Annotated in this window: 22 protein-coding genes; 6 read left to right on the top strand and 16 right to left on the bottom strand. The window is 61.9% G+C overall.

The genetic code is table 11. From position 1 onward, the window contains the following. Positions 1–48: 48 nt before the first annotated feature. Genes ABIB90_RS12840 through ABIB90_RS12870 form a run of 7 tightly spaced genes read right to left on the bottom strand, consistent with a single transcriptional unit; the run spans position 49 to position 6,567 of the window. Positions 49–1,254 carry a phosphopentomutase gene (locus ABIB90_RS12840; RefSeq protein WP_354200779.1) on the bottom strand — a complete coding sequence of 402 codons (1,206 nt, stop codon included), beginning with the start codon at positions 1,252–1,254 and terminating at the stop codon, positions 49–51. Then, complete coding sequence (locus tag ABIB90_RS12845; RefSeq protein ID WP_007596137.1) at positions 1,242–2,195, bottom strand: glycoside hydrolase 5 family protein; 954 nt, start codon at positions 2,193–2,195, stop codon at positions 1,242–1,244. Before ABIB90_RS12845 ends, ABIB90_RS12840 begins: the two co-directional genes overlap by 13 nt. Further along, entirely contained in the window at positions 2,192–2,959 is a 768-nt protein-coding gene (locus ABIB90_RS12850) for a TIGR04290 family methyltransferase (protein WP_007596136.1), read from the bottom strand. The genes ABIB90_RS12845 and ABIB90_RS12850 overlap by 4 nt, the downstream gene beginning before the upstream one ends. Next, complete coding sequence (locus ABIB90_RS12855) at positions 2,956–3,765, bottom strand: nucleotidyltransferase family protein (RefSeq protein WP_354200781.1); 810 nt, start codon at positions 3,763–3,765, stop codon at positions 2,956–2,958. The genes ABIB90_RS12850 and ABIB90_RS12855 overlap by 4 nt, the downstream gene beginning before the upstream one ends. A gap of 2 nt (positions 3,766–3,767) precedes the next feature. Beyond that, entirely contained in the window at positions 3,768–4,871 is a 1,104-nt protein-coding gene (locus tag ABIB90_RS12860; protein WP_354200782.1) for a CgeB family protein, read from the bottom strand. Beyond that, entirely contained in the window at positions 4,868–5,467 is a 600-nt protein-coding gene (locus tag ABIB90_RS12865; RefSeq protein WP_354200783.1) for a histidine phosphatase family protein, read from the bottom strand. The genes ABIB90_RS12860 and ABIB90_RS12865 overlap by 4 nt, the downstream gene beginning before the upstream one ends. Beyond that, positions 5,467–6,567: an inositol-3-phosphate synthase gene (locus tag ABIB90_RS12870; protein ID WP_354200784.1), complete on the bottom strand. Its 1,101-nt coding sequence runs from the start codon at positions 6,565–6,567 to the stop codon at positions 5,467–5,469. Before ABIB90_RS12870 ends, ABIB90_RS12865 begins: the two co-directional genes overlap by 1 nt. A 391-nt stretch (positions 6,568–6,958) precedes the next feature. Here ABIB90_RS12870 and ABIB90_RS12875 point away from each other — a divergent pair, with 391 nt between their 5' ends. Next, complete coding sequence (locus ABIB90_RS12875) at positions 6,959–7,246, top strand: hypothetical protein (RefSeq protein ID WP_007596131.1); 288 nt, start codon at positions 6,959–6,961, stop codon at positions 7,244–7,246. A gap of 5 nt (positions 7,247–7,251) precedes the next feature. On the opposite strand, the gene ABIB90_RS12880 is transcribed toward ABIB90_RS12875, so the two are convergent. From ABIB90_RS12880 to ABIB90_RS12915, 8 genes are all read right to left on the bottom strand, one after another. After that, positions 7,252–8,103: a hypothetical protein gene (locus ABIB90_RS12880; protein WP_354200785.1), complete on the bottom strand. Its 852-nt coding sequence runs from the start codon at positions 8,101–8,103 to the stop codon at positions 7,252–7,254. 169 nt (positions 8,104–8,272) lie between these two features. After that, on the bottom strand, positions 8,273–9,055 hold the full coding sequence (locus tag ABIB90_RS12885; protein ID WP_354160286.1) for a Crp/Fnr family transcriptional regulator: 783 nt from the start codon (positions 9,053–9,055) through the stop codon (positions 8,273–8,275). A gap of 392 nt (positions 9,056–9,447) precedes the next feature. After that, a complete protein-coding gene (locus tag ABIB90_RS12890; protein WP_354160288.1) occupies positions 9,448–10,161 on the bottom strand; it encodes a class II aldolase/adducin family protein in 714 nt (237 codons plus the stop codon). Continuing rightward, a complete protein-coding gene (locus tag ABIB90_RS12895; protein ID WP_354200787.1) occupies positions 10,158–11,576 on the bottom strand; it encodes an FGGY-family carbohydrate kinase in 1,419 nt (472 codons plus the stop codon). Before ABIB90_RS12895 ends, ABIB90_RS12890 begins: the two co-directional genes overlap by 4 nt. A 6-nt stretch (positions 11,577–11,582) precedes the next feature. Continuing rightward, positions 11,583–12,590 carry an ABC transporter permease gene (locus ABIB90_RS12900; protein WP_007596126.1) on the bottom strand — a complete coding sequence of 336 codons (1,008 nt, stop codon included), beginning with the start codon at positions 12,588–12,590 and terminating at the stop codon, positions 11,583–11,585. After that, the gene (locus tag ABIB90_RS12905) at positions 12,587–13,591 is read right to left on the bottom strand and encodes an ABC transporter permease (protein WP_007596125.1); all 1,005 of its coding nucleotides are present in this window, start codon (positions 13,589–13,591) and stop codon (positions 12,587–12,589) included. The genes ABIB90_RS12900 and ABIB90_RS12905 overlap by 4 nt, the downstream gene beginning before the upstream one ends. Further along, positions 13,584–15,068, bottom strand: a complete 1,485-nt coding sequence (locus tag ABIB90_RS12910) for a sugar ABC transporter ATP-binding protein (protein WP_354200788.1) — start codon at positions 15,066–15,068, stop codon at positions 13,584–13,586. Before ABIB90_RS12910 ends, ABIB90_RS12905 begins: the two co-directional genes overlap by 8 nt. A 109-nt stretch (positions 15,069–15,177) precedes the next feature. Next, complete coding sequence (locus tag ABIB90_RS12915) at positions 15,178–16,179, bottom strand: autoinducer 2 ABC transporter substrate-binding protein (RefSeq protein ID WP_219681623.1); 1,002 nt, start codon at positions 16,177–16,179, stop codon at positions 15,178–15,180. A gap of 691 nt (positions 16,180–16,870) precedes the next feature. Here ABIB90_RS12915 and ABIB90_RS12920 point away from each other — a divergent pair. From ABIB90_RS12920 to ABIB90_RS12935, 4 genes are all read left to right on the top strand, one after another. Continuing rightward, complete coding sequence (locus tag ABIB90_RS12920; RefSeq protein WP_018459502.1) at positions 16,871–18,001, top strand: sugar ABC transporter substrate-binding protein; 1,131 nt, start codon at positions 16,871–16,873, stop codon at positions 17,999–18,001. Positions 18,002–18,067: 66 nt separating this feature from the next. Next, complete coding sequence (locus ABIB90_RS12925) at positions 18,068–19,609, top strand: sugar ABC transporter ATP-binding protein (RefSeq protein ID WP_354200789.1); 1,542 nt, start codon at positions 18,068–18,070, stop codon at positions 19,607–19,609. Further along, positions 19,602–20,714 (top strand): ABC transporter permease, encoded by a 1,113-nt coding sequence (locus tag ABIB90_RS12930; protein ID WP_007596118.1) that lies wholly within the window; start codon positions 19,602–19,604, stop codon positions 20,712–20,714. Before ABIB90_RS12925 ends, ABIB90_RS12930 begins: the two co-directional genes overlap by 8 nt. Beyond that, positions 20,711–21,670, top strand: a complete 960-nt coding sequence (locus tag ABIB90_RS12935; protein ID WP_204510880.1) for an ABC transporter permease — start codon at positions 20,711–20,713, stop codon at positions 21,668–21,670. Before ABIB90_RS12930 ends, ABIB90_RS12935 begins: the two co-directional genes overlap by 4 nt. A gap of 15 nt (positions 21,671–21,685) precedes the next feature. Here the strand turns inward: ABIB90_RS12935 and ABIB90_RS12940 are convergent, their stop codons facing one another. Continuing rightward, positions 21,686–22,585 carry an SMP-30/gluconolactonase/LRE family protein gene (locus ABIB90_RS12940; RefSeq protein ID WP_354200790.1) on the bottom strand — a complete coding sequence of 300 codons (900 nt, stop codon included), beginning with the start codon at positions 22,583–22,585 and terminating at the stop codon, positions 21,686–21,688. 201 nt (positions 22,586–22,786) lie between these two features. Between ABIB90_RS12940 and ABIB90_RS12945 the strand changes: the two genes are divergently transcribed. Beyond that, positions 22,787–23,812, top strand: a complete 1,026-nt coding sequence (locus tag ABIB90_RS12945; RefSeq protein ID WP_354200791.1) for an aldo/keto reductase — start codon at positions 22,787–22,789, stop codon at positions 23,810–23,812. The last annotated feature ends 177 nt before the right edge of the window (positions 23,813–23,989 follow it).

The raw sequence follows: 23,989 nt of genomic DNA on the forward strand, positions 1-23,989 counted from the left end.
TCTCTAACCTGGATCAATAACCCAGGTGAATCTGTCCGGTGCAGCGGACTAGAAATGCACGCCGTGACCCGGCGCCTGCAGTTCGAGATGGCTCGCGACCGTCGCGCCGATGTCCGCAAATCCGTCGCGCTGGCCGATCGGAGAAGTTGATCGTGCGTTCCACGCCAAGACCGGCACTTGTTCCCGCGTATGATCGGTGCCGCTCCAGGTTGGGTCGCAACCATGATCGGCCGTGATGATCAGGAGATCATCGTCGCGCAGGCGGTTCAGCAGGTCCGGAACGCGTGCATCGAAGGTTTCGAGTGCCGCTGCATAGCCCCCGACATCTCGGCGATGGCCATACAGCGTGTCGAAATCGATAAAATTTGCGAACAACATCCCGCCCTCTGCAAGAGAAGCCAGCCCATCGAGCGTGGCATCGAACAGCGCTTGGTTGCCGTCGCTGCGCAGGTTCCTCCCGGTGCCGCGATGGGCGAAGATGTCGTCGATCTTGCCGATCGTGACGATGTCACGGCCTGCGCTTTCGGCTAGATCGAGGATCGTCCGCTCCGGCGGCGGAACGGAAAAGTCCTTCCTGTGCGATGTTCGCTTGAAGTCGCCTGCCGACGTGCCGATGAAGGGACGTGCGATGACGCGCCCGATGTTGAGGGGATCGACCAGTCGGCGCGCAATGCGGCAGACCTCATAGAGGCGTTCGAGTCCGAACGTCTCCTCGTGCGCTGCGACCTGAAACACGCTGTCGGCCGACGTATAGCAGATCGGTTCGCCCGTTCTGATGTGACGCTCGCCGAATTCGGCGATGATCTCGGTGCCGGACGCGTGACAGTTCCCGAGGATGCCGGGCAATCGGGCCTGTTTGCACAGGCGCTCCATCAGGTCGCGCGGGAAGCACGGCTTGGTTCTTGGAAAATAGCCCCAGTCGAACGGCACCGGCACGCCGGCGATCTCCCAATGGCCGGATGGCGTGTCCTTGCCTTTGGAGATCTCGCTCGCGCAGCCAAATCGCGCATGCTCAGGACGGCCATCGAGCCCCGGCGGTACGCGCCCGGTGGCGAGACGGCAAGCCTGGCCAAGGCCGAGCGCGACCAGATTGGGAAGCCGAAGCGGCCCCTCCCGGCGTGGTCCGTCGGCATTGCCGGCCATGCACATGTCAGCAATGTGGCCGACGGTATCAGCACCCTCGTCGCCGTAATTGATGGCATCGGGCGCGGCGCCGATGCCGACGGAGTCCATCACCAGGATCAGGGCACGCATGTCGGCTCCGAGATGGCCGCGCGCGAAGACGCTGCGGACGGCGCGAGCCCGGTTTTCGCGCAATAGCGTTCGACCATCTGTGCGCAGAAATCCGCGAACTCGTTGACGTCGAGCGGCGGGCTGGTGTGATGAGGCTCGATACCCCGATGTTCCGGGGTGAAGCAGAAGGTCACCGTGACCTGAAACTCGGCCAGCGCGTCCATCTGCCGATCGAACCAGGCGAGCGCATTGGGACGGAAGCTGTCAGCCCAGGACAGGCCGGTCCTGAGATGCTGCACGCCGAGTCGGCGCATCCAGCGCACGGCGTCATCGAGGCGGTGGTCCTCGAAGTGAAACCACTGGCAGAGGCCCATCGCAGGTGCATATTGGCCGAACAAGTCCGCGGCAGCTTTCGGCGTGCCGTCCTCGCGCAGCAGTCCCATGTGGAAATGCCGGTAGTAGGAGGAGCCTTCAGCTTCCTTGTGCCGCGTGGTCGCCTCCCAGCTCGAAGGCAGATCGTACAGGCTGTACCAGTGAATCCGCGGCGCCCGGCCAGTCAATAGCTCAGCGGTCCGCGTCAGTCCCCAGGCCTGCACCTCCTCGGCACCGAAGGACGAGACTCCCACCTCCGTCACCCAGACCGGTAGCGAGGTGACCGCCTTGATCTCCTCGATCTTGGCGGGCCATTCCGCGATCTGCCACAGGTTCCAGTCCAGCGGAAAGCCGTGCACGGCCACGGCATCGACATGATCGAGCACGCCGCGCGCCTGCATGTTGCGCATGAAGGACGGATCGATCGGCGACATGCCGCCAAGCACACGCGGGAGTGTGGGATGCGCGCTGCGGATCGCCTTTCCGGCAGCCAGCGCCAGGCTGGCGAACATGGTCCAATCCGGATCGATCAGGATGTCCCAGTGCGATTTGTTGTTGGGCTCGTTCCAGATCTTGGCGGCTTCGATCATCGGCCGGTCTCCCGCGACGGATAAACCGGACCTTCCGCCTGCGGCCTTGTCACCCGCTTGCAGAGATAGACTTCCTCTTCCGGATGCGCCGCGATCGCAAAGCCGGCGCTGCGCAGCATGGCTTCGGCGCAGGCGCGGTTCGGCACCCACCAATTGGTGGGGTCGTCGGCATATTTGTTCTCGATGAAGTGCAGCTTTGGATAGCCCGGGGAATCGAACTGATCGGTGGTCCAGAAGTCGTAGTTCTTGTCGAGGGAATCCACGCGGCTGTCGCCGCGCTGCATCGACTGGAACAGCAGGAGATCGCCGGCCACGTGCTCGTGGATCAGGTCGAGTGCCAGCAGGGGGTGCCGCAGGTGGTAGAGGACGCCCATGAAGATCACGAGATCGAATTTTTCGCGCAGCTGTCCGACATCGTAGGCTGACATCTTGCGGAATTCGATCCTGAGCCCGTTCACCTCGGCCGCGAAGCGGGCTTGCGCAAGATATTCGTCGTCGGTGTCCAGGCCGAGGACGCGCTCGGCGCCGCGCCGCTTCATCTCCATGGCGTAGAAACCGGCATTGCAGCCGATATCGAGCACGGTCTTGCCTTCGAGGCGGTCCGGAATGATCCCGGAAAAGCGGCGCCATTTCACGTTGGGATAGTCGCCGAGAAAGTGTGAAGGCGCTGTCGGCACGCCGTTGAGGTCCAGATTGTGAAACCATGGCCCGAGCGCATCGACGCGCTGGCGGATTTCCTCGCGGGAGAGGGCGCCACTGCTCATGCGGTCACTCCATTGTTCATTACCTGGGCCGGGCGGGCTGCCTCCGGCGAACCGCCGGCCAGTAGTCGAGAGCGTCCGTTCCCGGGAGAGCTTTCCGCGAGCAACGCCATTGCCGTTCGGTAGCCGTCGATGGTGCCGACATCGACATAGGATTCGCCAGCCTTGACGCCGAGACCCTGGCCGCCGGCCGCGATGTAGGCATTGACGAGCGTCCCGAAATATTCATCCCGGCGCTCGCGCTTTGTCCACAACGACTGGAGTTCGCGAAATCCGTTGCCGGACATCTTGAAGGCGCCCCATATCCATTTCGACGCCGCATCCGGCTGCTTGACCTGGATCTCCGTGACGCGATCGCCGTCGAGCACGACGGCATCGAAGAACTCGGGGTGCTCAACCGGAAACAGCAGAAACGACAGGTCAGCGGCCGGCAACGCCTGCAGGGCCGCCCTTGGGAACCAGACCGTGTCCGGAAGTCCGACCAGGATGTCTTCGTCGTGGCCAACCACCGTGCCGGCCCTGAACACAGCATCGCACAGCCCCGACGCATCGGGCTGCACGACATAGGCGAGTTGGGCGCTGCCGTAATGATCGCCGAAATATTCGAGGATGTCCGATTTTCCGGGGGAGATCACGAAGCAGATCTTGTCGGCCCCCCCAAGGATCAGCCGCTCCAGCAGATATTCGGAGACCGCGCACGGACGGTCGATGCCGTCGTCCCGTTGGCTTCCGACCGGAAGCAACTCCTTGGAGAAGGCAAGCGGCTGGATGCGGCTGCCGCGGCCCGCGGCCGGAACGATGCCCCACATGATCAGGCCTCCTCGGGTTGCTGTCGGCGCGCGCCAAGGGATGCCGTCTGCTCGAACAGCCAAATCAGTTCGGCTGCGCGCTTGTCGGATGTGTGCTGATCCATGGTCCGTTCATATGCGCGCCCGGCGATGTGCTGAAGCTCGGCGTCGGTCATCGTCAACGCGGCGAGCGTGTCCTTCGCATCGCGTGCGATCAGGATCTCCTGCCCGGGTACAAAGAATTCATCGAGTCCCGGCCAGTCGTCGCTGAGCAGCGGGGTCTTGCAGGCAGCGGCTTCGAACAGGCGGCCGGAGGGGCACCAGCCCATCTCCGCCATGGCCCGGCGCGTGACGTTGAGTGTCAGCCGGGACGACGCAAAGAACGACGCGTGCTCAGACGGCGGCAAGTGCTGCACGAAGTAAATGTTTGGCGACCAGGGAAAATCTTCCGGGTATTGTGCACCCCCGATCAGGAAGCGCCGATCCTGCCTGCTACGTGCGGGTTCGACGAAGAGGGCCTCGAGCGCGCGCTGGCGATCCTGCGAATATGTGCCGAGATAAGACAGATCCGCACGGTAATGCGGCTGCGACGGCACCGGCCGATGAATGTCCGTATCGACATGGCCGTAGAGCGGACGGACATTGCCGGCGCCGAGCCTGTCGCGAAATTCGTTGCAGATGCGGGAACCGCCGGTGAAGCTCAGGACCAGGGCGAAATCCCGCAGGCCCCGCGGCCCGATGTAGGGAACGGTCTCGCCAGCCATCAGCTTCGCCAGCGTGACCGGCGTGTCGAGGTCGTAGAACACGGGCACCGCACGACCCTCGGACAGGACGAGCTCCGTCGCGGCGATCGCGTCGGGACAATAGGAGGTCACGATCGCGACATCGGCATCACGAATGTCGCTGCGCGCCAAAGGAAGCACATCGTCCCAGTTCGAAAACAGTCGCAATTGCCCACCGGGCAGTTCGTGCAAATCCCGCGCGCCGGCGTAGTACGGCACGTCGCGCTCGAAAAAGACGACGCTGTGGTTGGCGCGCGCGAGATGCTTGCAAAGCCCTCGCCACAAGGTGGCGTGACCGTTGCCCCAGGACGAGGAAATTGTCAGGCCGAAAATGACGATCTTCACGCTGGCACCCGCTGATTGATCCTGGTGATCTTGAGTCCGCGATTGTCCACGCTGAGGGTGCTGACGCTGCCGGGGTCGATCTCGATCGAGAGGAAGTCGTCGAGCTCTTTCCGGGAATAATGCAGCAGCGCTGCGCGGATCGGTTCGGCATGGCTGACGGCGACGACGACGGTGCCGCTACCATGATCATTGCGCACTTGTTCCAGATGGGCGACGACGCGCTTCTGGAGCGACCGCATGCTTTCGCCGCCTGGCGGGCGGTTCGTTCCGCGTTGTTCGTTCCAGCGCGACCATCGGGGGTCTCCGGCGAGCGCCTCGAATGACAGTCCGGTCCATTCGCCGTAGTCGAGCTCGTCGAGTGCCGGCACGATCTCGACTGGCAAGCCGAAGCGCGTCGCCAGGATGCAGGCCGACTGCATGCAGCGCCGCTGCGGGCTCGACTGGACCATGCTCGGCAGCGGCGTGAAGGTATCGGCGCATCGCGCGATTTCCTCGCAGCCGAGATCATCGAGCTCTACGCCCTTCATCCGGCCACAGAGCGTGCGGCCGAGCAGGGCATGATGCCCATGGCGGATCAGATGAATGATCTCCGCCATCAGGCGTACGCCTTGTCGTCGATGAAGGCGCGCGTTCGCCGTCCGGCCTCCTCGTCCGTGAACTGCTGAGGCGGCGACTTCATGAAATAGCTCGACGGCCCCGTCAGCGCGCCGGACTGCCCGCGGTCCATGGCGAGCTTGGCGCAGCGGACCGCGTCGATGACGACACCCGCCGAGTTCGGGGAGTCCCAGACCTCGAGCTTGACCTCCGCGCTCAAGGGAACGCCGCCGAACGTCGTGCCTTCCAGGCGGATAAAAGCCAGCTTGCGGTCGGTCAGCCACGGCACATGGTCGCTCGGGCCGACATGGACATTATCGGCATCCATGGGCACATCGAACTGGCTGGTCACGGCCTGGGTTTTGGAGATCTTCTTGGACGTCAGCCGCTCGCGCTCGAGCATGTTCTTGAAGTCGGTGTTGCCGCCGACGTTGAGCTGGTAGGTTCTGTCCAACCGCACGCCGCGTTCGCGGAAGAGATTGGCGAGCACACGGTGCAGAATGGTGGCGCCGACCTGGCTCTTGATGTCGTCGCCGACGATCGGCAGGCCTGCATCCTCGAATCGCCGCCGCCAGTCGGGATTCGAGGCAATGAAGACCGGGATGCAATTGACGTAGCCGCAGCCGGCCTCGATCGCGCGCGCGGCGTAAAATTCGCTCGCGCGCTGCGAACCGACCGGAAGATAGGACACAAGCACGTCCGTGCGCGACGTCGCGAGCACCTCGGAGACGTCGGCTTCCGCAACATCCGCAATCGGAACGTCGTCCTTGAGATATTGGCCGACGCCGTCCATGACAGGGCCACGTTGGACCATGACGCCGGTGGGCGCGACGTCGGAGAAGCGGTGCGTGTTATTCGGCGCTGCGAAGATTGCCTCGGCCACGTCGCGTCCGACCTTGCCGGCATGGACGTCGAAGGCCGACGCGACCTGAATGTCGCTGATGTGGTAGCCGCCGAGATCGGCGTTCATCAGCCCAGGCACCGGCTCATTCGATTTGGCGTCCCGGTAATAGGAGAGCCCCTGAACGAAGGAGCTCGCACAATTGCCGACACCGACGATGCCGACGCGCACGCGCCGCCTGTCCTGAAGACGAGAATGCATGGATCTAGGCCCTCCGGAAGACGTGCAGCGTTAAGGCATGCAGTGTTGAAGACGTACTGTGTTAAAGACTTGCAGTGTTGAAGACTTGCAGTGTTGAAGACTTGCAGTGTTGACGTAAGTACGTCGGCGAACGTGAGGAACGTATGTTCGTTCCTGAACTCACGGCACTACGTCAGATTCCGGCCAAAAAAATTTCGCGCCCTTAACCTGGGATAGAATCCCGAGCAGTTTGGCGGGAACTAAAAGCTTCCATGATGAAGATGAAGAAGATGATGCTCTGAGAGAGCCCGACACCACGAAAGAACAAATCCTTCCGTCCGGCGTTCACGGCGAACAGTCTGACGCGACGACCTATTCGTCGCTCGCTCTTTGTCAGCAGTCGAGGTGTGACATGTCAACCAAATCACAAACCAGCGAAGCCCAGCAGACCACCAGCCATGACGTGATCCGGAAATGGGCGGAGGAACGCGGCGGAAAGCCCGCGACGGTCAAGGCTACCGAGGAGGACGGACACGCCGGTATCCTGCGCATCGATTTCGATCCGCCCGACGAAGGTCTCGACCGGATCAGCTGGGACGAATTCTTCGCGAAGTTCGACGAGACCGGCATCGCGTTCCTTCACCAGGACCGCACCAAGGACGGCAAGATGAGCCGTTTTCACAAATTCGTGCGGCGTTGATCGGATCACCGCGAGTGTCGGTTAGTTGGACGGAAGCGATGCGGGCAGGCGACTTCGAACGCGCCTGGGCGATCAGCGACCGCGATCTGGCGATGCTTGCGTATCCACCCAAGCACACCGGGCCTCGGCACCTGCAGCGTATCTGGCGCGGCGAGGAGCTGACGGGCAAGGATGCGCTGGTCCGCTGCTACCACGGGCTCGGCGACACCATCCAGTTCCTGCGCTTCATGCGGCCGCTTCGTGACGTCGCGCGCCGGGTCACGGTCTGGTGCCAGGGCGAGCTTCTGCCGCTGGTCGAGCGAACGGCTGGCGTCGATCGGGCCTTTGCGCTCCATGATGGTACGCCTGAGGTCGACTTCGAAGTCGATGTCGAAATCATGGAGGTGCCGCATGCCATAAGGGCGGGGCGGGAGCACGTCGAGATGCGGGCACCTTACGTATCGCTGCCGCCGGCGGTCGCGCCAGCACTTGCGCAAGTGCGAGGTCTTGAACTTCGAGGTCTCGAAATTCCAGGTCTTGAAGTTCCAGGTCTTGAAGTTCCAGGTCTTGAAGGTCCAGGTCTTGGACTGCGAAGGCTTGCCGTCGGTCTGGTTTGGGAAGTCGGCAACTGGGACAAACGAAGGACCATCCCGCCGTCCCTGTTGGGGCAACTTGACGTTCCCGGCGTGACGCTCTGCTCGCTGCAACGCGGGGCCCGAGCGCGCGAACTGGCCGAGATCGGCGCGAGGGACGTCAGCACGCCTGACATTACGGTTCTCGGTCATCTCCTCCAGCGGCTCGATCTGCTCATTTGCGTCGATACCATGGTGGCCCATCTCGCGGGAGCACTCGGCTGTGATGCGTGGGTCTTGTTGCATGCGGATTGCGACTGGCGCTGGCCGTCATCCGAGTCCCACTCCCTTTGGTATCCGAGCCTGCGGCTGTTTCATCAGAGGACGCCAGATAATTGGGATGATGTCATTGGAGAAGCGCGGCAGGCCCTGATTGCACGCTCCGCGATCCGTCAAGGTGTCGTCCGAAACGGGCTCAAGCGAGCGCAAGGTCCGCCGTAAGTGGCCTGAGACGCGAGGACGACGCATCGTCGCGGCTGGACTGAATGCCCAGGTAAGTCGGATCGAATCTTGCGAGCCGCACGAGTCCCGGCCAGTCCGTGATCGTTACCGTCTTACCCTGCCATTGCAGGAGGTTGCATCGTCGCAGTTCCTGAATTGTGCGGTTCGCATGCACTGGGGAAATGCTGCACGCTGCCGCAAGGTCCGATTGGGTAAAGGGTGACGGCAGCCTGAGATCTCTCGCCAGGCCGACGCTTTGCAGGCGGGTGGTGATCTCGCACAGCAGATGCGCCACTCGCGTCAATGCATCACGGCTGCCCAGGTTCACCGTCCAGTTGCGCTGAATGGCGTGGCTGGTGAGCAGCATCAGCAGCAATGCGCGAGACATCGCGGGCGAACGCGCGGACAAATCGTGAAAGAAGCGGTGTGGCACGAGAGCGACGATGGCCGGGCCGAGTGCGATCAGGTTGCCGTCAACGCGAGGACGATAAAGCGTGTGTAGATCGGCGATGTCACCGGGAACATGGATTGACGTGATCTGCCCGTCCGCACTCTCTGCATCCTGCCAGGACAGATATCCCTGAAGCAGCAGGCAGCACTGGGTGGTATCATCGCCATGCCGCAAAACGGCCTGACGCGAACTGAGATGCGCGATTGTGCTTGCCATGTCCGCGAGCAGGTGGAGATCGTCAGCCGTTACGGGAGTGAGGCTCGCCAACCGGTCGGCGAGCTTGGAGAACGCAAATCCTGCCTGCATTGGTCGCCTAATAACTCAGAACCCGTCCCCAATTTGATCGATGAGAACGACAGAACGCATTAAACTTTGATAGTTTCGCTCCATGCAGGTGATTGTTTGTCTGCCTCGCACGCGCGAAAAAGGCGACGCGCCATCGGCGCCCGGGATCAGGTCTGCGTCGATGACGAGGTTCTTCTCCCGGTGAGGGCGGCGTATCCTGCCGCAATTGCGCGGAGCCGATCGACAAGCTAAGTCGTTGATCTCTTGAGCGGTGAAGCGGGCAAGCCTGATTGTTCGCGCACGTCTTCTGCCCAAGGGCTGTGACGGTCAAACCCGTACATCCGGCCTCGGCCTTCGTTCTGCGTGGCCGGTGCTGAGCGAACTTGGTGGCAGCTGTCCGCGAAAATCCACCATCAATGTGCCGTCCGTTTCGACTCAGGGAGGGCGCGCGGAACATCGCCGACATCGTCAAGGTCAGGCGCCTGGCCGTATCCCATGCGTTTCATCTGCTCATGTACCTGCGCCATTTCAGCGTCGCTGAGGCGCGGCGGCTCGCCGATAGCCAACGCATGGACATACATCTTCGCCAGCGTCTCCACCTCCACGGCGAGCCAAAGCGCCTTTTCGAACGTTTGGGCCGTCACGATCAAGCCATGATGGCCAAGGAGGCAAGCGTTGCGATCTTCGAGGGCCTTGAGGGCGTAGTCCGATAGTGCCTGAGTGCCGAAACAAGCATATGGCGTACAGCGCACATCGTTGCCACCCGCAACTGCAACCATATAGTGGAAGCAGGGAATGCCACGCTCATGAACGGCGAGAATCGTGCTGAAGGTGGAATGCGTATGCAGCACGACGTTGACGTCTTCGCGTGCTCGCAGAATATCGCGATGAAAGCGCCATTCGGATGAAGGCCGATGGTTGCCCTGGTAGTTCGCGGCAAAATCCATCGCGACAATGTCGTCTGGCCGCATCCGATCATAGGGCAGACTGGTAGGCGTGATCAGCATGCCGTTTGGAATCCGGTGCGAAAGATTGCCGGATGTGCCCTGATTGAGGCCGTTTCGATTCATCTCCCTGCAGGTATCGACAATGCCTTGGCGGAGATCGGCATGATTATGGTCTGTCATGAAGACGGCTCCGAGAAAGCGATCCAGGACTGGTAGGCGGCGGAAAGGTCGCGCGGTTCGAACCCATCGTTGCTGAGTGATGTGACGGCTTCAAGGATCACGCTCGAAACCGGCAGCGTACGCGAGAACCGCCGCCACAGCAGCGCAGCGCCAAGCGCCGTTCCGTCCGGAGACCGACTCACCCAGACGCTCTGCGAGGATCGCAAAGTCGCAAGGCAACGGGCGAAGGGCAGGTTTGCGGCAAAGCCACCATCGATGACTATGCGTTGTGAGCTCTCGAGCGCATCAAGACAGCGGTTTGCGCTGAATGCTGCGTAGAGCACCGCTAATGCCTGCCATTCGGCAGGCGTTTCGGGGGGCGGTCCGATGACCCGTCCGCGGCGAGCCGCGCCCGGAAACAGTCCATCATCGCCGACGAATGAGGGGAGCGCCAGGGTTCCCCTCGACAGCAGGGTGGGCAATGCGGCAAGGACGGCTGCATCGGAAGCACAATTGTTCCCGCGGATCAGGTCGTATTCGCGGCCGGTCGCGATCAATGTCGAAGGTGCATTCTCGCCATCGACATCGATATTGAGAACCATCGCGCGCGTGCAATCGAGTTTGTCCAGGGGGAGGCCGCGCTGAAAGCCGATCATCCAGGTACCGGTCGATAGGATCGTGGCATCGGCCATGCCGGCGGCCTTGTAGCGGAACAGGTTGGCGTTGGAATCATGGACGCCACAGAGGATCTCGGTCGATTGCGCCAGGCCGGAGCGCCTGGCTACGGATTCCGAAACTGTCCCTAGCACCTCGCCGGCGGGTACGCATTCGGGCAGCAGATGTGTCCAGCCGCGCTTGCGCATAAGAGAAGAAGGCTGCTGGTGGATGAGGTCCCAGATATGGCTCTGAGCCGCGAGCTGTGAGATTTCACTGGCCGCACGTCCGCCAAGCCGCAAGGCAAAAAACTGCGCGGTGGTCAGATAGGTTTTTGCGCGGGCGAATTCGAGGGGATACGCGCTTTCCTGCCACAGCAGCTGTTTTCCTAGCCGCATCGCCCCTCCGATTCCGCAAAACACTTCATCGCAACCGGGCGCGATTCGCGCATATGCTTCATCGATTGCCGGTGGAGAGACGGCATCATAGTCCATCATCGGCAGCACTGGCGTATCACCGTCGACGAGAACCGCACCGCATCCATGCGCAGCCACGATCACGGCTCCAATGGCATGGCGTTGAGACACGACGGCAAGGGTATCGAGAAACCACTCTTCTAACCCGGCAAGGTCATAGGCGAGGTACGAGCCCTGAGTCATCGGCACATTTGGAAGCGCATGTGTTTCGAGCGGCCAGCCGTCCTCGCTCGCCACTAGCAGTTTGAGATTGGTCTTGCCAATGTCGAGAACTGCGATACGGGGCGAGGCGATCGAGCGCATCATCGCTGGCTACCGCGGCGCTTTGCCGGCGAAATGAGGAACCGCCGCGACGGCAATCAAGATTCCACCCCAGATCGCCAGCGTGAGGAATTGGCTGAGGTTCAGAAGGTTGAATGCCGATGAGATCACCTGAAGGATGATCAGCGCAAGCAATAGCCCGCCGACTTTGCCGAAGCCACCAAACGGATCGATGCCGCCGAGGACGGCCGCGAGAATGGTGACCAACAGATAGCTCTCGCCGTATGCTGCGTTGGCCGAATTGAAACGTGCCAACATGACCACCGCTGCCACGCCCGCGAGCAAGCTGGAAAACACATAGAGTTTGAGGAGGACGGCGCGTGTATCGACGCCGGAGTAGCGGGTCGCCTTCTCGTTCGAGCCGATCATGTAAACCTTTGCCCCGAACGGCGTCGCGTTCAGCATGAGCGCGACGGGCAAGGCGCAGAACACAAGTACGATCAAAGCAAAGGGTACCCCGAAAACCGTTCCATTGCCGATAAATACAATGGGCTCCGGAAATCCGGAGATGACGTTACCGCGCGACAGGCCGATCGCGATGCCCTTGCAGAGCGTCATCGTGCCGAGCGTGGCCAGGATCGGCGAAACGCCGAGATAGGCGATGACAAAACCGTTGAGGAGGCCGACCAATGCGGCCACTGCGAATCCTGCAGCGATCGCCAGCACCTGAATGCCGACCCAGGCGAGGCCCTGACTCCCCGGGATGTAGTGCGTCAGCAGGAAGGCGATGGTCAGTCCGGACAGATTGGCGGTCGCGATGATGGAAAGGTTGAGTCCGCCGGATAGCAAGGCCAGCATCATCGCAAGTGAGAGGATGCCGAGTTCGGGCATCTGGAAAGCCATGGATTGCAGCGTGTTGACCGAGAAGAACCGGTCGCCGATCGTGATCGCGAACGCCACCCAGAGCGCGAACAACAGCAGGGTGAGGGTGGTGACCGTGCCGCTGCCGGCGAGGCCGACCATACGCCGGCGAAGCGAGAGGGCGGGCGCATTGCTCATCGGCGCGCGCTCCGGGTTCGCCGCTCTCGCTGCGACCAGGCGGTCGCTGAGACCGAAATGAGAATAACCAAACCGACGAAGAACGGCGACCAGTAGGACGAAACGCCCAACAAAATGATTCCGTTTTGGAGCACCGCGAGCAGTGTCAGGCCCAAAAACGTGCCGAGGACTGTGCCGACGCCGCCCATCAAGCTGGCGCCGCCCAGCACGACGGCGGCGACCACATCGAGTTCCTTGCCTACCAGCACTGTCGGGGCAACGGATTGCGCGAGTTGTGCCTGGATCAGGGAGGCGATTCCGGCCATGACACCCATGTAGCAATAGACCAGTATGTTGAGACCGAAAATGTGGAAGCCGAGCCGCTGTGCAGCGTCGGCATTGCCTCCCATGGCATAGATTTGCCGGCCGATATTAGTTCGATTAAGCAGGAGCCAGGTGACGAGAAACGCCAGCGCGAGCGCAAGGATCTGCAGGTTGATGCCGTACGAGCTATCCTTGCCCCATTCGAATTCGAACCAGAATATTCCGGTCGCAAACCAGTCGGGCAACGAATAGATGTATTTGCCGCCGGTGAAGAAGATCAGAAGTCCATAGAAAATGTTCAGAGTTGCGACCGAAACGATGATCGATGGTATTCGAAGTTTCTGGATGAAGATCGCGTTGAGGGCACCCAGCGCACCGCCAATCCCAATCGCGATCGCAAAGACGCTGATCCAGTTCGCGCCGTAAGCATTGGCAAGCGAGAGTGTGACATATTGCGCCACCGACGCGGTGGCGGTGAACGAGATGTCGATACCCCCGGCGATCAGCACGACCAATAATCCGAGCGCCAGGATGCCGACGAAGGCGTAGGAGGTCAGCAGATCAAACAGATTCTGCACGGTCAGGAATTGGGCATTCGCGAAGCCCAAGCTGGCGCAGAGCCCGAGGATTACCATCAGCAGCCAGAACTCATGGCTGCGACGAAACCTCCCAAATGATGCAATGCGCGATTCAGGCATTGACGGCCTGCCGAAGCTCATCTTCGGAAGTGGCTGCGGCAGCCACATCGGTTGTCAAACGTCCTTCCCGCATCACTAGCACGCGATGACTATGATAAAGGACCTCCGGGATTTCGTCTGATATCATCAGCACCGCAACGCCGTCGCGGGCCAGCCGCCGGATGATTTCATAGATTCCGTCCTTGGCGCTGATGTCGACGCCCACCGTAGGACTATCGAGGATAAGCACCCGCGGGCTGGTCGCCATCCATTTGGCGAGCACGACCCGCTGCTGATTGCCCCCGGAGAGGGTCTTCACCGCGTTGGCCGGGTTGGAGACCTTAATCCCGAGTTCGGCGACCCACCGAGCCACATGGCTCTGTCGCGCGCCTGCGGCAATCAGGCCGAATGCGCCAGCCAGACGTTCCAGCACCGTGAGCGTGACGTTCGCCGTGACGGACTGATTCAGGATGAGACCAAGCGTAAGCCGATCCTCGGATACATAGGCAATCCCTCGGTCGATCGCCTCTGCATTTGTCCGGAGCGCGATCGGCTGCCCGTCAAGCAAGATGGTGCCGCGGTCGGGCGGCTTCATGCCGAACAGCGATAGCGCGAGTTCGGTTCGACCCGAGCCGAGCAGACCGGTGAGACCCACCACTTCCCCTGCGCGCAACTGCAAGCTTACATCCTCATACTCACCCTGGCGGCCAAGGCCCTTCACTTCCAGCACGACCGGGCCAGCGGCAAGCTCAGGCGCCTGCACCTGATACTCGAAGGACTTACCGGTCATCAGATGGCTGAGTTTCCCCCCGTCGATTGTGTCTGCAGCAAAAGTACCGACTTTGGCGCCATCCCGCAGCACAGTTACGCGTTCGGCGATTTCAAGCACCTCGTCGAGGCGGTGACTGACGAAAACGACGCAGATGCCAGCACGCTTCAGCTCCCTTACGAGCGCGATCAGGGCGTTCACCTCGTGGCGGGTCAACGATGCCGTCGGCTCATCCATAATCAGGAGTTTGGCATCCGCAGCCAAGGCGCGGCAGATCGCGATCAGCTGGCGTCCGGCAATGCTGAGCTCTGAGACTTTCGCGTCCGGGTCGAACTCGACGCCGATCCTTGCCATTGTGGTCCTCGCGGTGGCGCGCATTGAGGCCCAGTTCACCGAATGGAGGCCGCCAAGATGGTGCGCCATCGCGATATTCTCGGCGACGGTGAGGTTGGGGAATAGCGAAAGATCCTGGTAGATGACCTGAATGCCGCAATGCGTGGAGTAGACCGGGTTTAGTTTGGGATATTCCTTGCCGGAAATTGCGATACGGCCGCCAGGCTCCGCTGCCTCGACGCCCGAAATGATCTTGATCAGTGTGGATTTTCCGGAGCCGTTTTCACCGACCAGGCAATGCACCTCGCCGACTTCCAGAGTGAAATCGACGCCGCGGAGCGCGTGCACGCCGCCGAAGCGCTTCGATATGTCGGACATCTCCAGGAAAGTCGCCAAAGGTTCGCCTGCAATGGACGTTCGATCGTGCGATCACTCGAGTGGTACTGCATTCCCGACCGGAAGGGCCGGGAATGCAGCGCGATGAGGCGACTAAACGGGTGTCGGCCTAGAGCCCTCCGGCGATCAACCCGTCGATGGTTTCCTTGTTGATGCGCATGATCTTGTCCACCTTGATCTGCTTTCCTGCAACGTCGACGGCTGCCTTGCCAAGGCCGGGTACATCGACGCCATCCGTGATCGGTTTGCCATCGAGCACGAGTTTGGCCACCGCGACCATCGCGTAACCCGCATCGGTGGGATTCCATAGAAAACCTTCGCGGATCGTATCGTCCGCGATAAGCGACTTCGCCTGGCTCGGCAGCACGGTGCCGACCACGGCGATCTTCTTGCCAAGGCGTTGCTGACGCACAGCATTTCCGGCCCCGATTGGTCCATTCGAACCGAAGCCGAGAATACCACGCAGGTTCGGATAGGCCTTGATCACGTCGAGCGTCGTGCGTTGGCTGGTGTCGATCTCGTCGGCGCCGGGGAAGCGGTCGGCGACGAGCTTCATTTTCGGAAAATTCTTCTGCTGGTAGGCAATCGCGGCATCGGCCCATTTGTTGTGAAGCGGCGTCGTAAGAGTCCCGACATAGACCACATAATCACCTTCGCCGCCCATGTCCTTGGCGAGACGTTCCATCTGCACCTCGCCGAAGCGAACGGAGTCGATCAATTCCACATTCCAGTCACGACCTTCCTGTTCCGGACCCTCATGCGTGATGACCTTGATTCCGGCGGCCTGGGCGCGCTTCAGCACGGGCTCGCAGACTTTTACATCAAGCGGGACCAAGCCGATCACGTTGACTTTCTTGGCAATCAGATCCTCAAGGAGCTTTACTTGCTGTGCCGGATCGACGTTCGCCGGGCCAACCATAGTGGCATTAATGCTGAAGTCCTTCGCACCCTTCTGGATTCCCTTTTCAAGTGCGTTGAACCACGGAATTCCCGCGATCTTCACGACCGTGACCATTTCCTTTTGGGCTTGCGCAAAGGCAAGGCCCGGAAAACCGGCACCGGCAAACGCGGCCGTACCACCGATCAGCTTGAGCGTCTGACGTCTGTCCATTGTTCCCTCCCAGGAAACTATCTTGGATTCCGCACCCTCGATCTGAGAGTCGATGGGTGGGGGCAGTCGAGCCTGTTCTTGCTTGGGGGCAGAAAGAGTTGCCTGTCCAACCGCAGGACCTTGAGGGAGATTAGAGACCGGCACTCCAGAACGTGTCAAGCAAGCGAGATGTTCGCCAGCCACCGTCGCAGTGCGATACCTGATCTCGCCTTCGAGCTGCTGAGTGAGGAGCCGCGAGCGATCGGCGTTTCTACAGCCATCGTCTCACCGAAGGAGCGCCACGCCACCCCGCCGGACGAAAGCAAGTAGTCCCGGCTTCTGGCTTCAATCCAGCTTCAGCAATCGGGCTTCGTTCGGCTTCGCGTAGCGATTCACACTTTTCCCTGAGTGTCATTTTTTTCGTGACGCGCGTGGATGCCACCATGAAAGGCCGGCCATGGCCGGCTTCGCCGTTGCACAATCCCTTGCCGCCCACGAACATCCGACTGTCATTGTTACGTTTTCTGCTTCCCGCAATTGTCGTCGGTTGGCCGTGCGTTCAGATCGTGTCTCGCGCCGGAGCGTCCGCCCTCGGCTTGTCAGCATCGCAAGTTGCGTGCCATCCTAACGCAACACGCGCACGGGAAGGTCAATTCCCGGCATGGCTACGCGCCGCGTTAGGGTGGAACACAAACGCTCAGGGAGACACGACATGGTGTGGACGCTTCGTCTGGCGGGGCTGGCTTGCGCCGGCTTGCTGTTGTCATCGGTGAGTGCTCTGGCAGGTCCCAAGGTCGTCTCCGGCCCCGGCGCCGACCCCGCCTGCTTCAAGCCATGGTCGTCCGAGACCAAATTCTTTCAGTGGCCCAAGAAGGCGGGCCCCTACAGGATCGCGCTGGTCAACGGTTTTGTCGGCAACACCTGGCGCATCCAGATGGTGAAGACTGCCAAGGCTTTCGCCGATCAGCCGGGTATCAAAGAGAACATCAAGGAGTTCAAGGTCGTTTCCACCGGGACCGATGTGGCGGCGCAACTTGGCGCGATGGAGGACTTCATCAACCAAGGCTTCGACGCAATCGTTACCATTGCGGTCGCTCCCGACGGTTTTGATCGCATCATCCGTCTTGCCGACAAGAACAACGTCGTGGTGGTGCCGTTCGACAACGTCCTCGACACCGACAAGGTGATGATGGTCAACGAGGACCAGAAGGAAATGGGCCGTATGTCGGCCAAATGGCTGATCGACGAGAGCGGCAAGAAATCCGGCGACATCCTCGAAGTCCGCGGCCTGCCGGGAAATTCCGTCGACCGCGACCGTCATCTCGGCTTCCGCGAGGTAATAGAATCGCCCGGCAATAGCTTCAAAATCACCGAGGTGGTTGGTAATTGGGACACCGGCACCTCGCAGAAGGTGACTGCGGATGCGCTAGCCGTCCATGGCCATTTCGATGGAGTATTCACCCAGGGCGGATCCGACGGCACCGTGCAGGCGCTGATGGCTGCCAAGCATCCCTTTGTGCCGATGTCGGGTGAGGGCGAGAACGAGTACCGCAAGCAGATCGCCGATCACGCCAAGGACGGACTGAAGGGAATGTCCTACGGCCAATCGCCGGCGCTGGTGGCGATCGCGACCAAGGCGGCGATCTCGGCGCTGCAGGGCAACATTATGCCGCAGCTGATCTCGATCCCGATTCCAGTGGCGACCTACAAGGATCTCAAGCCGGGCACGAATTACTGGCCTGAGCTCAATGCCAACTTCTTCGCGCCGAATCAGTTCACGCCGTGCGGCGTGAACTTCACTGCGCCGGAGATCATGTCGCAGAGCGAGAAGAACACCCAGTGACGGCTCTAGCGATGTCTCTGTCACGGCCCGGCATTCGCCGGGCCGCCGTCGCGTGAAGGCCCGGGCATGCCGGTTGCCGACCCGACGCAATCCGCCTTCCTGGAGCTTGCCGGCATCTCCAAGCGCTATGCCGGCGTTCGGGCGCTGGAAGGGGTCGATTTCGCCTGCGAGCGCGGCAAGATCCACGCCGTGCTGGGCGAGAACGGCGCCGGCAAGTCGACCCTGATCAAGATCATTGCCGGTGTGGTGCAGCCCGACAGCGGCCGCATGCGCCTCGCGGGGAGCGAGGTCAGCTTCGCCACGCCGTCGGCGGCGAATGCAGCCGGTGTCGTCTGCATCTTTCAGGAGCTATCGCTGATGCCCGACCTCTCGGTCGCGGACAACATCTCCATTGCATCCCCGCCGCGGCGGTTCGGCCTGATCGATGCGAAGGCCCAGCGCCGCCGCGCCGAAGAACTGTTGTCCGAGATCGGCTGTGAGGACGTCAACCCCCTGAGGCGCGTGCGCGATCTGCCCCTATCGAGACGCCAGGTGGTCGAGATCGCGAAGGCGCTCGGCAAGCGGCCGCAGTTGCTGATCCTCGACGAGGCGACATCGGCACTGACGAGCGCCGATGTGGAGAAGGTTTATGCGATGCTGGCACGGCTCAAGGCCGAGGGCGTCGCAATCCTGTACATCTCGCACCGCATGCACGAGGTCGAGGCGCTCGCCGACCGCGCCTCGGTGTTTCGCAACGGCCGCCATATCGAGACCTTCGACAAGGGGAGGCGTTCGACCGCCGATATCATCCAGCTCATGATCGGGCGTGACATCGCGGCCCAGTATCCGCCGAAGCCTGCGCGAAATGCCGCGAAGCCGGTGCTGGCGCTCGAGAACCTGTGCTGGGAGAGGCAGCTCGATCGCATTTCACTGAGCATCGGCGCCGGCGAGATCGTCGGGCTCGGCGGTCTCGACGGGCAGGGCCAGAAATCCCTGTTGCTTGCTCTGTTCGGTGTTTTGCGCGGCGTCACTGGTCGTCTCACGGTGGCGGATCGCGAAGTACGTCCCGGCTCCCCGGCGGCGGCAAAATCGGTCGGCATCGCGCTCGTCCCTGAGGACCGCAAGACCGAAGGACTGATGCTGCCGATGTCGATCGCGGACAATCTTGCAATCGCATCGCTCGACGCGCTTTCCACTGGCCCATTCATCGATACCGGCCGGGAACGCACCGCGATCCAGCGAGCCATCGCGAGGCTGCAGATCAAGTTGGACGCTGCGAGTGATGCGGTCTCGACGCTGTCGGGCGGAAACCAGCAGAAGGTCGTGCTCGCCAAATGGCTGATGACCGATCCGCGCATCATCCTGCTCAACGATCCCACGCGCGGGATCGACGTAGGCACCAAGCAGGAGCTCTACCGGCTGATGCGCGAACTCGCCGACCAGGGCGCCGCAATCCTGTTCTACTCGACCGACTATGACGAGCTGATCGGCTGCTGCAACCGCGTCGTCATCATGTATGACGGCCGCATCGTGCGCGAGCTCGAGGGCGACGACCTCACCGAGACCAACATTGTCGCAAGCTCCCTGAATGTCGACACCGATACCGCAGCGGGGGCGGCGCATGCTTGACGATATCGCGATCAGGATCCGCCAGAACATCGGTCTGGTCACCGCCATCCTGTTGTTCTGTGCCCTCTACATTTTCTACAACGCCGCGCATCCCCGCGGTTTCTCCTCCGCCGTGCTGGTGCAGAATGGCGACGAAATCTTTGCGCTCGCCATGCTGGCGATGGCGCAGACAGTGCCGGTCTTGATGTCGGGCCTTGATCTCTCCGTCGGAGCGGTCATGACCATGGTGGGCTGCTTTGCGAGCTACCTCCTGACCGGCGCGGCAGGTGGTGCGCCGCTGCATCTCGACATGTTCGGCGTGCATCTCGGCCTCGGCACCTTTCCGGGCGGCGTGAGCGGCATTCTGCTCGGGATCGCCGTGTGCCTTGCGATCGGCGCGGCTGCCGGCTTTATCAATGGTTGCGTCGTCGTCTATGGGCGCATCCAGCCGATCATCGCGACGCTTGCGACCGGCGCGGTCTACATCGGCATCGCGCTTTTCCTGCGTCCGACCCCGGGCGGCAAGATCGATGTTGATCTGAACTGGGCGCTGACTAACTCGCTCGGCGATTTCGCCTCGACCGTGCACATCTTCGACGATGGCGCGGCTGCCTGGTTTGCGCCGTTCGCCTGGATCCCGGTGCCCTTTGTGCTTCTCGTTCTCATTCCGCTGCTGGTGTGGGTGCCGTTCCGCCGCTCCGTTCTCGGCCGCGCCGTCTATGCGATCGGCTCGGCCGAGGGCGCGGCTTATATGTCCGGCCTTCCGATCGAGCGCGCCAAGATCGCCGCCTTCACGCTCGCGGGCTTCTTCGCCGGCTGCGGCGGTCTCTTCCTTGCTATCCAGACTTCGTCTGGGAATGCGGACATTCCGCAGGCCGGCGCCTATACGCTCAACTCGATAGCCTCCGTGGTGATCGGCGGCACGTCGCTGCTTGGCGGAACCGGCAGTGCGATCGGGTCGATCTTCGGCGCCATGGTCTTGCGCGTGATTTCCTTCTTCTTCCGCATCTTCGACATTGCCCCTCTTCTGCAGCCGCTGTTCGAGGGCGTGATCCTGCTCGCTGCCGTCAGCATCGGCGCGTTGGGTATGCTGCGCGTCAAGAACACGTTGGAGCTGTTTCGATGACGGCGGCCTCATTCAGCCTCTCGCGCGACGATCGCCCGATCCTGATTGCGGCGGTGTTCATCGTCGTCATTCTCGTCGCGGGTACGGTTTACACATTCGCCCGTTTCGGCAGCGCTCCCCTGTTGTCTCCGGCCTATCTTCTGCAGCAATTGCAGATCGGTGCGTTCCTCGGGATCGTCTCGGCCGGCATGATGATCGTGATCCTGATCGCGCAGATCGATCTGTCGGTGCCCTGGACGCTCGCCGCCGCGGCCATGATGGCGACCTCGGTCGGCGGTCCTCTCGCAATTCCGGTCGGGCTCGGGGTCGGCGTTCTGGTCGGGCTCGTCAACGGCGTCGGGGTCGCGTATCTGCGGGTCCCCTCGATGATCTTTACGTTGGGCGTGAACGCCGTGATGCGCGGCCTGATGGTCGCGCATACTGGCGGCTACGCACCGCAGACCGGGGCGACCGACCTGATGCGGATGCTGGCGGGCGATCGTACGCTCGGCATTCCCAACGCGCTGTTCGTCTGGGCCGCGGTGTCCGTGCTGGTGGTCGTCATCCTGCAGCGCATGTCGCTCGGCCGCTACATCTACGCCATCGGCAACAAGGAGGCGGCGGCCTATCTGGCCGGCGTCAACACGCGCCGCGTCACGGTGGTCTGCTTCGTGCTCTGCGGCCTTGCTGCCGCGCTCGCGGGCGTGCTGCTCGCCGGCTATTCCACCAAGGCCTACCAAGGCATGGGAGACGCCTATCTGCTGCCCTCGATCGCCGCCGTCGTGATTGGAGGCACCAACATCCTCGGCGGCCGCGGCCGCTATCTCGGCACCCTGATCGGCGTCGTCCTGATCGTGCTCCTGAACAGTGTATTGTCGATCATGGAGATGCCGGAGGCGGGCCGCCAGGTGATCTATGGTCTCGTTATCATCTTCATGCTGCTCGTCTACGGGCGGGGCGAACGCGTCACGAGCTAGATGGCCGGCCTAAGCTTACACGGCGGCGCGCGTATTGAGGAAGATCGAATACAACGAGGTCTGTCCGCAAATGTACAGGCGGTTGCGCCGTGGACCGCCGAAACAGACATTCGCCACGATCTCACCGATCGGGATCGTGCCGATATGCGTCCCGTCGGTCCCGTAGCAGAACACGCTCCGTCCCGCCGACGTCCAGATGTTGCCATGGATGTCGCAGCGAAATCCGTCATAGAGCCCGTCGGGGCAGGCGGAAAACAGCGAGGGCTCAGCGACCTTGTCTCCCTGCACCTTGTAGGACCAGATCGTCGCGGGCAGCCCGTCGACGTGGGTCGCGCCGGTATCGGCGACATAAAGCAGCTTCTCGTCTGGCGAGAACGCCAGCCCGTTCGGCTGCACGCGGTCAGAGACGACCAGGCTGATCTCGCCGCCCGCTGGACCGATCCGGTACACGTTGGAGGCGCCAATCTCGGATTTGGCCTGCCGGCCCTCGTAATCGCTGTCGATGCCGTAGGTCGGATCCGAGAACCAGATCGAGCCGTCCGATTTCACCACGACATCGTTGGGCGAGTTCAGCCGACGCCCTTCGAACTGCTCGGCAAGCACCGTGATGGAGCCGTCGTGCTCGGTCCGGGTGACGCGGCGCATGAAGTGCTCGCAAGTGACCAGCCGCCCCTCGCGATCGGTCGTGTTGCCGTTCGAGTTGAAGCTCGGCGAGCGGAACACCGACACCGATGAATCCGTCTCGTCGAAGCGCATCATCCGGTTGTTCGGAATGTCGGACCAGATCAAATAGCGGCCGGCCGGAAAGTAAGCGGGTCCTTCGGCCCAGCGGCAGCCGCTGGTGAGTTTTTCGAGATTGGCATGACCAAAGACCAAGCGGGCAAAGCGTGGATCGTGCGTGACATAGGGGAGCATCGTTCCTCCTTCGTTGCCGCAGGTCGTGAAGTGCCCGCGTGCCGGTTCCGCTTTTCTTAGCAATCCGAATGTAGGAGCGGAATAGTCTTGTACGAGACCCGCAATCCTCGCGTTGACACCCGACGGCAAATACATACGCTGCGCGTCGCTGCAATGAGACGAGCGCGCGATCAAGGCGCGAAGAAGGAAGAGCAATCCACCATGATTTCGCAATCAGCTTTGCCGCGCCGCACACTTGGCCGGACCGGTCTCGAAGTCTCCATCCTCGGGTTCGGAACCGCACCGCTCGGCGATCTCTTTCTCGAGCTCGACGACCACACTGCGATAGCCGCCGCGAGCCGCGCCTTCGAGCTCGGCATCAATCTGCTCGATACATCACCGCACTATGGCAACGGCCTGTCGGAGCATCGCTGCGGAACGGCGCTCCGGCGCGTGCCCCGCAAGGATGTGGTGCTTTGCACCAAGACGGGTCGCTGGATGGATCCGTTTCACCAGCCGGAGACTCGGTCCGGATTTGTTGGCGGACAGCCGCACCGGGCCGTCGTCGACTATTCCTACGACGGCACCATGCGCTCGGTCGAGCAATCGCTGTTGCGGCTTGGCACCGACCGGATCGACCTGCTGCTAATCCATGATGTCGATGTGTGGACCCACGGCAAGGACGCGATCGAGGACCGGTTTCGCGAAGCGATGTCCGGCGCCTATGTAGCGCTCGACAAGCTTCGTTCCGAAGGTGTGGTCGCGGGCATCGGGATCGGCGTCAACGAGGCCGAGATGTGCGTGCGCTTTGCGCAGGCCGGATCCTTCGAGGTGATGCTGCTCGCGGGGCGCTATTCGCTGCTGGAGCAGCCAGCACTCGAAGAGTTCATGCCGCTGGCGCTGAAGCAGGGCATCGCGGTGCTGCTCGGCGGCGTGTTCAATTCGGGGATTCTGGCGACGGGCGCCACCAAGGGCGCCAAGTACAATTATCAGGACGCACCGCCGCAGATCCTTTCGAAGGTTGCCGAAATCCAGCGTATCTGCGCAGCTCATGACGTAGCGCTGCCGACGGCCGCTCTACATTTTGCGCTCGGTCATCCCGCAGTCGCGAGCGTGGTCCTCGGGGCGCATAATGCGCAGGAGGTCGAGCGCAACGTGGCAGCGCTGACCACCACAGTGCCAGCCGCGCTCTGGAGCGATCTCAAGGCCGCGTCCCTGCTGGAATCGGAAGCCCCTGTTCCGAGGTAGCCCGGATGAACGCGCTTGAATCGGTACAAGGCGAGGACTCGGATCACGTCTCTCCGCGGGGGAGAGGTGATCCGAATGATACGGTCGGAATCGTGAATTTTTGCATCGATGCGCGGGCGCGCGTGGACCGCGTAAGAACGGCGGCTTCTGGCGGGCTATCAAGGCACGAGGCCGGGG

This window comes from Bradyrhizobium sp. JR4.1, assembly GCF_040548605.1.
GTDB classification, from domain to species: domain Bacteria; phylum Pseudomonadota; class Alphaproteobacteria; order Rhizobiales; family Xanthobacteraceae; genus Bradyrhizobium; species Bradyrhizobium canariense.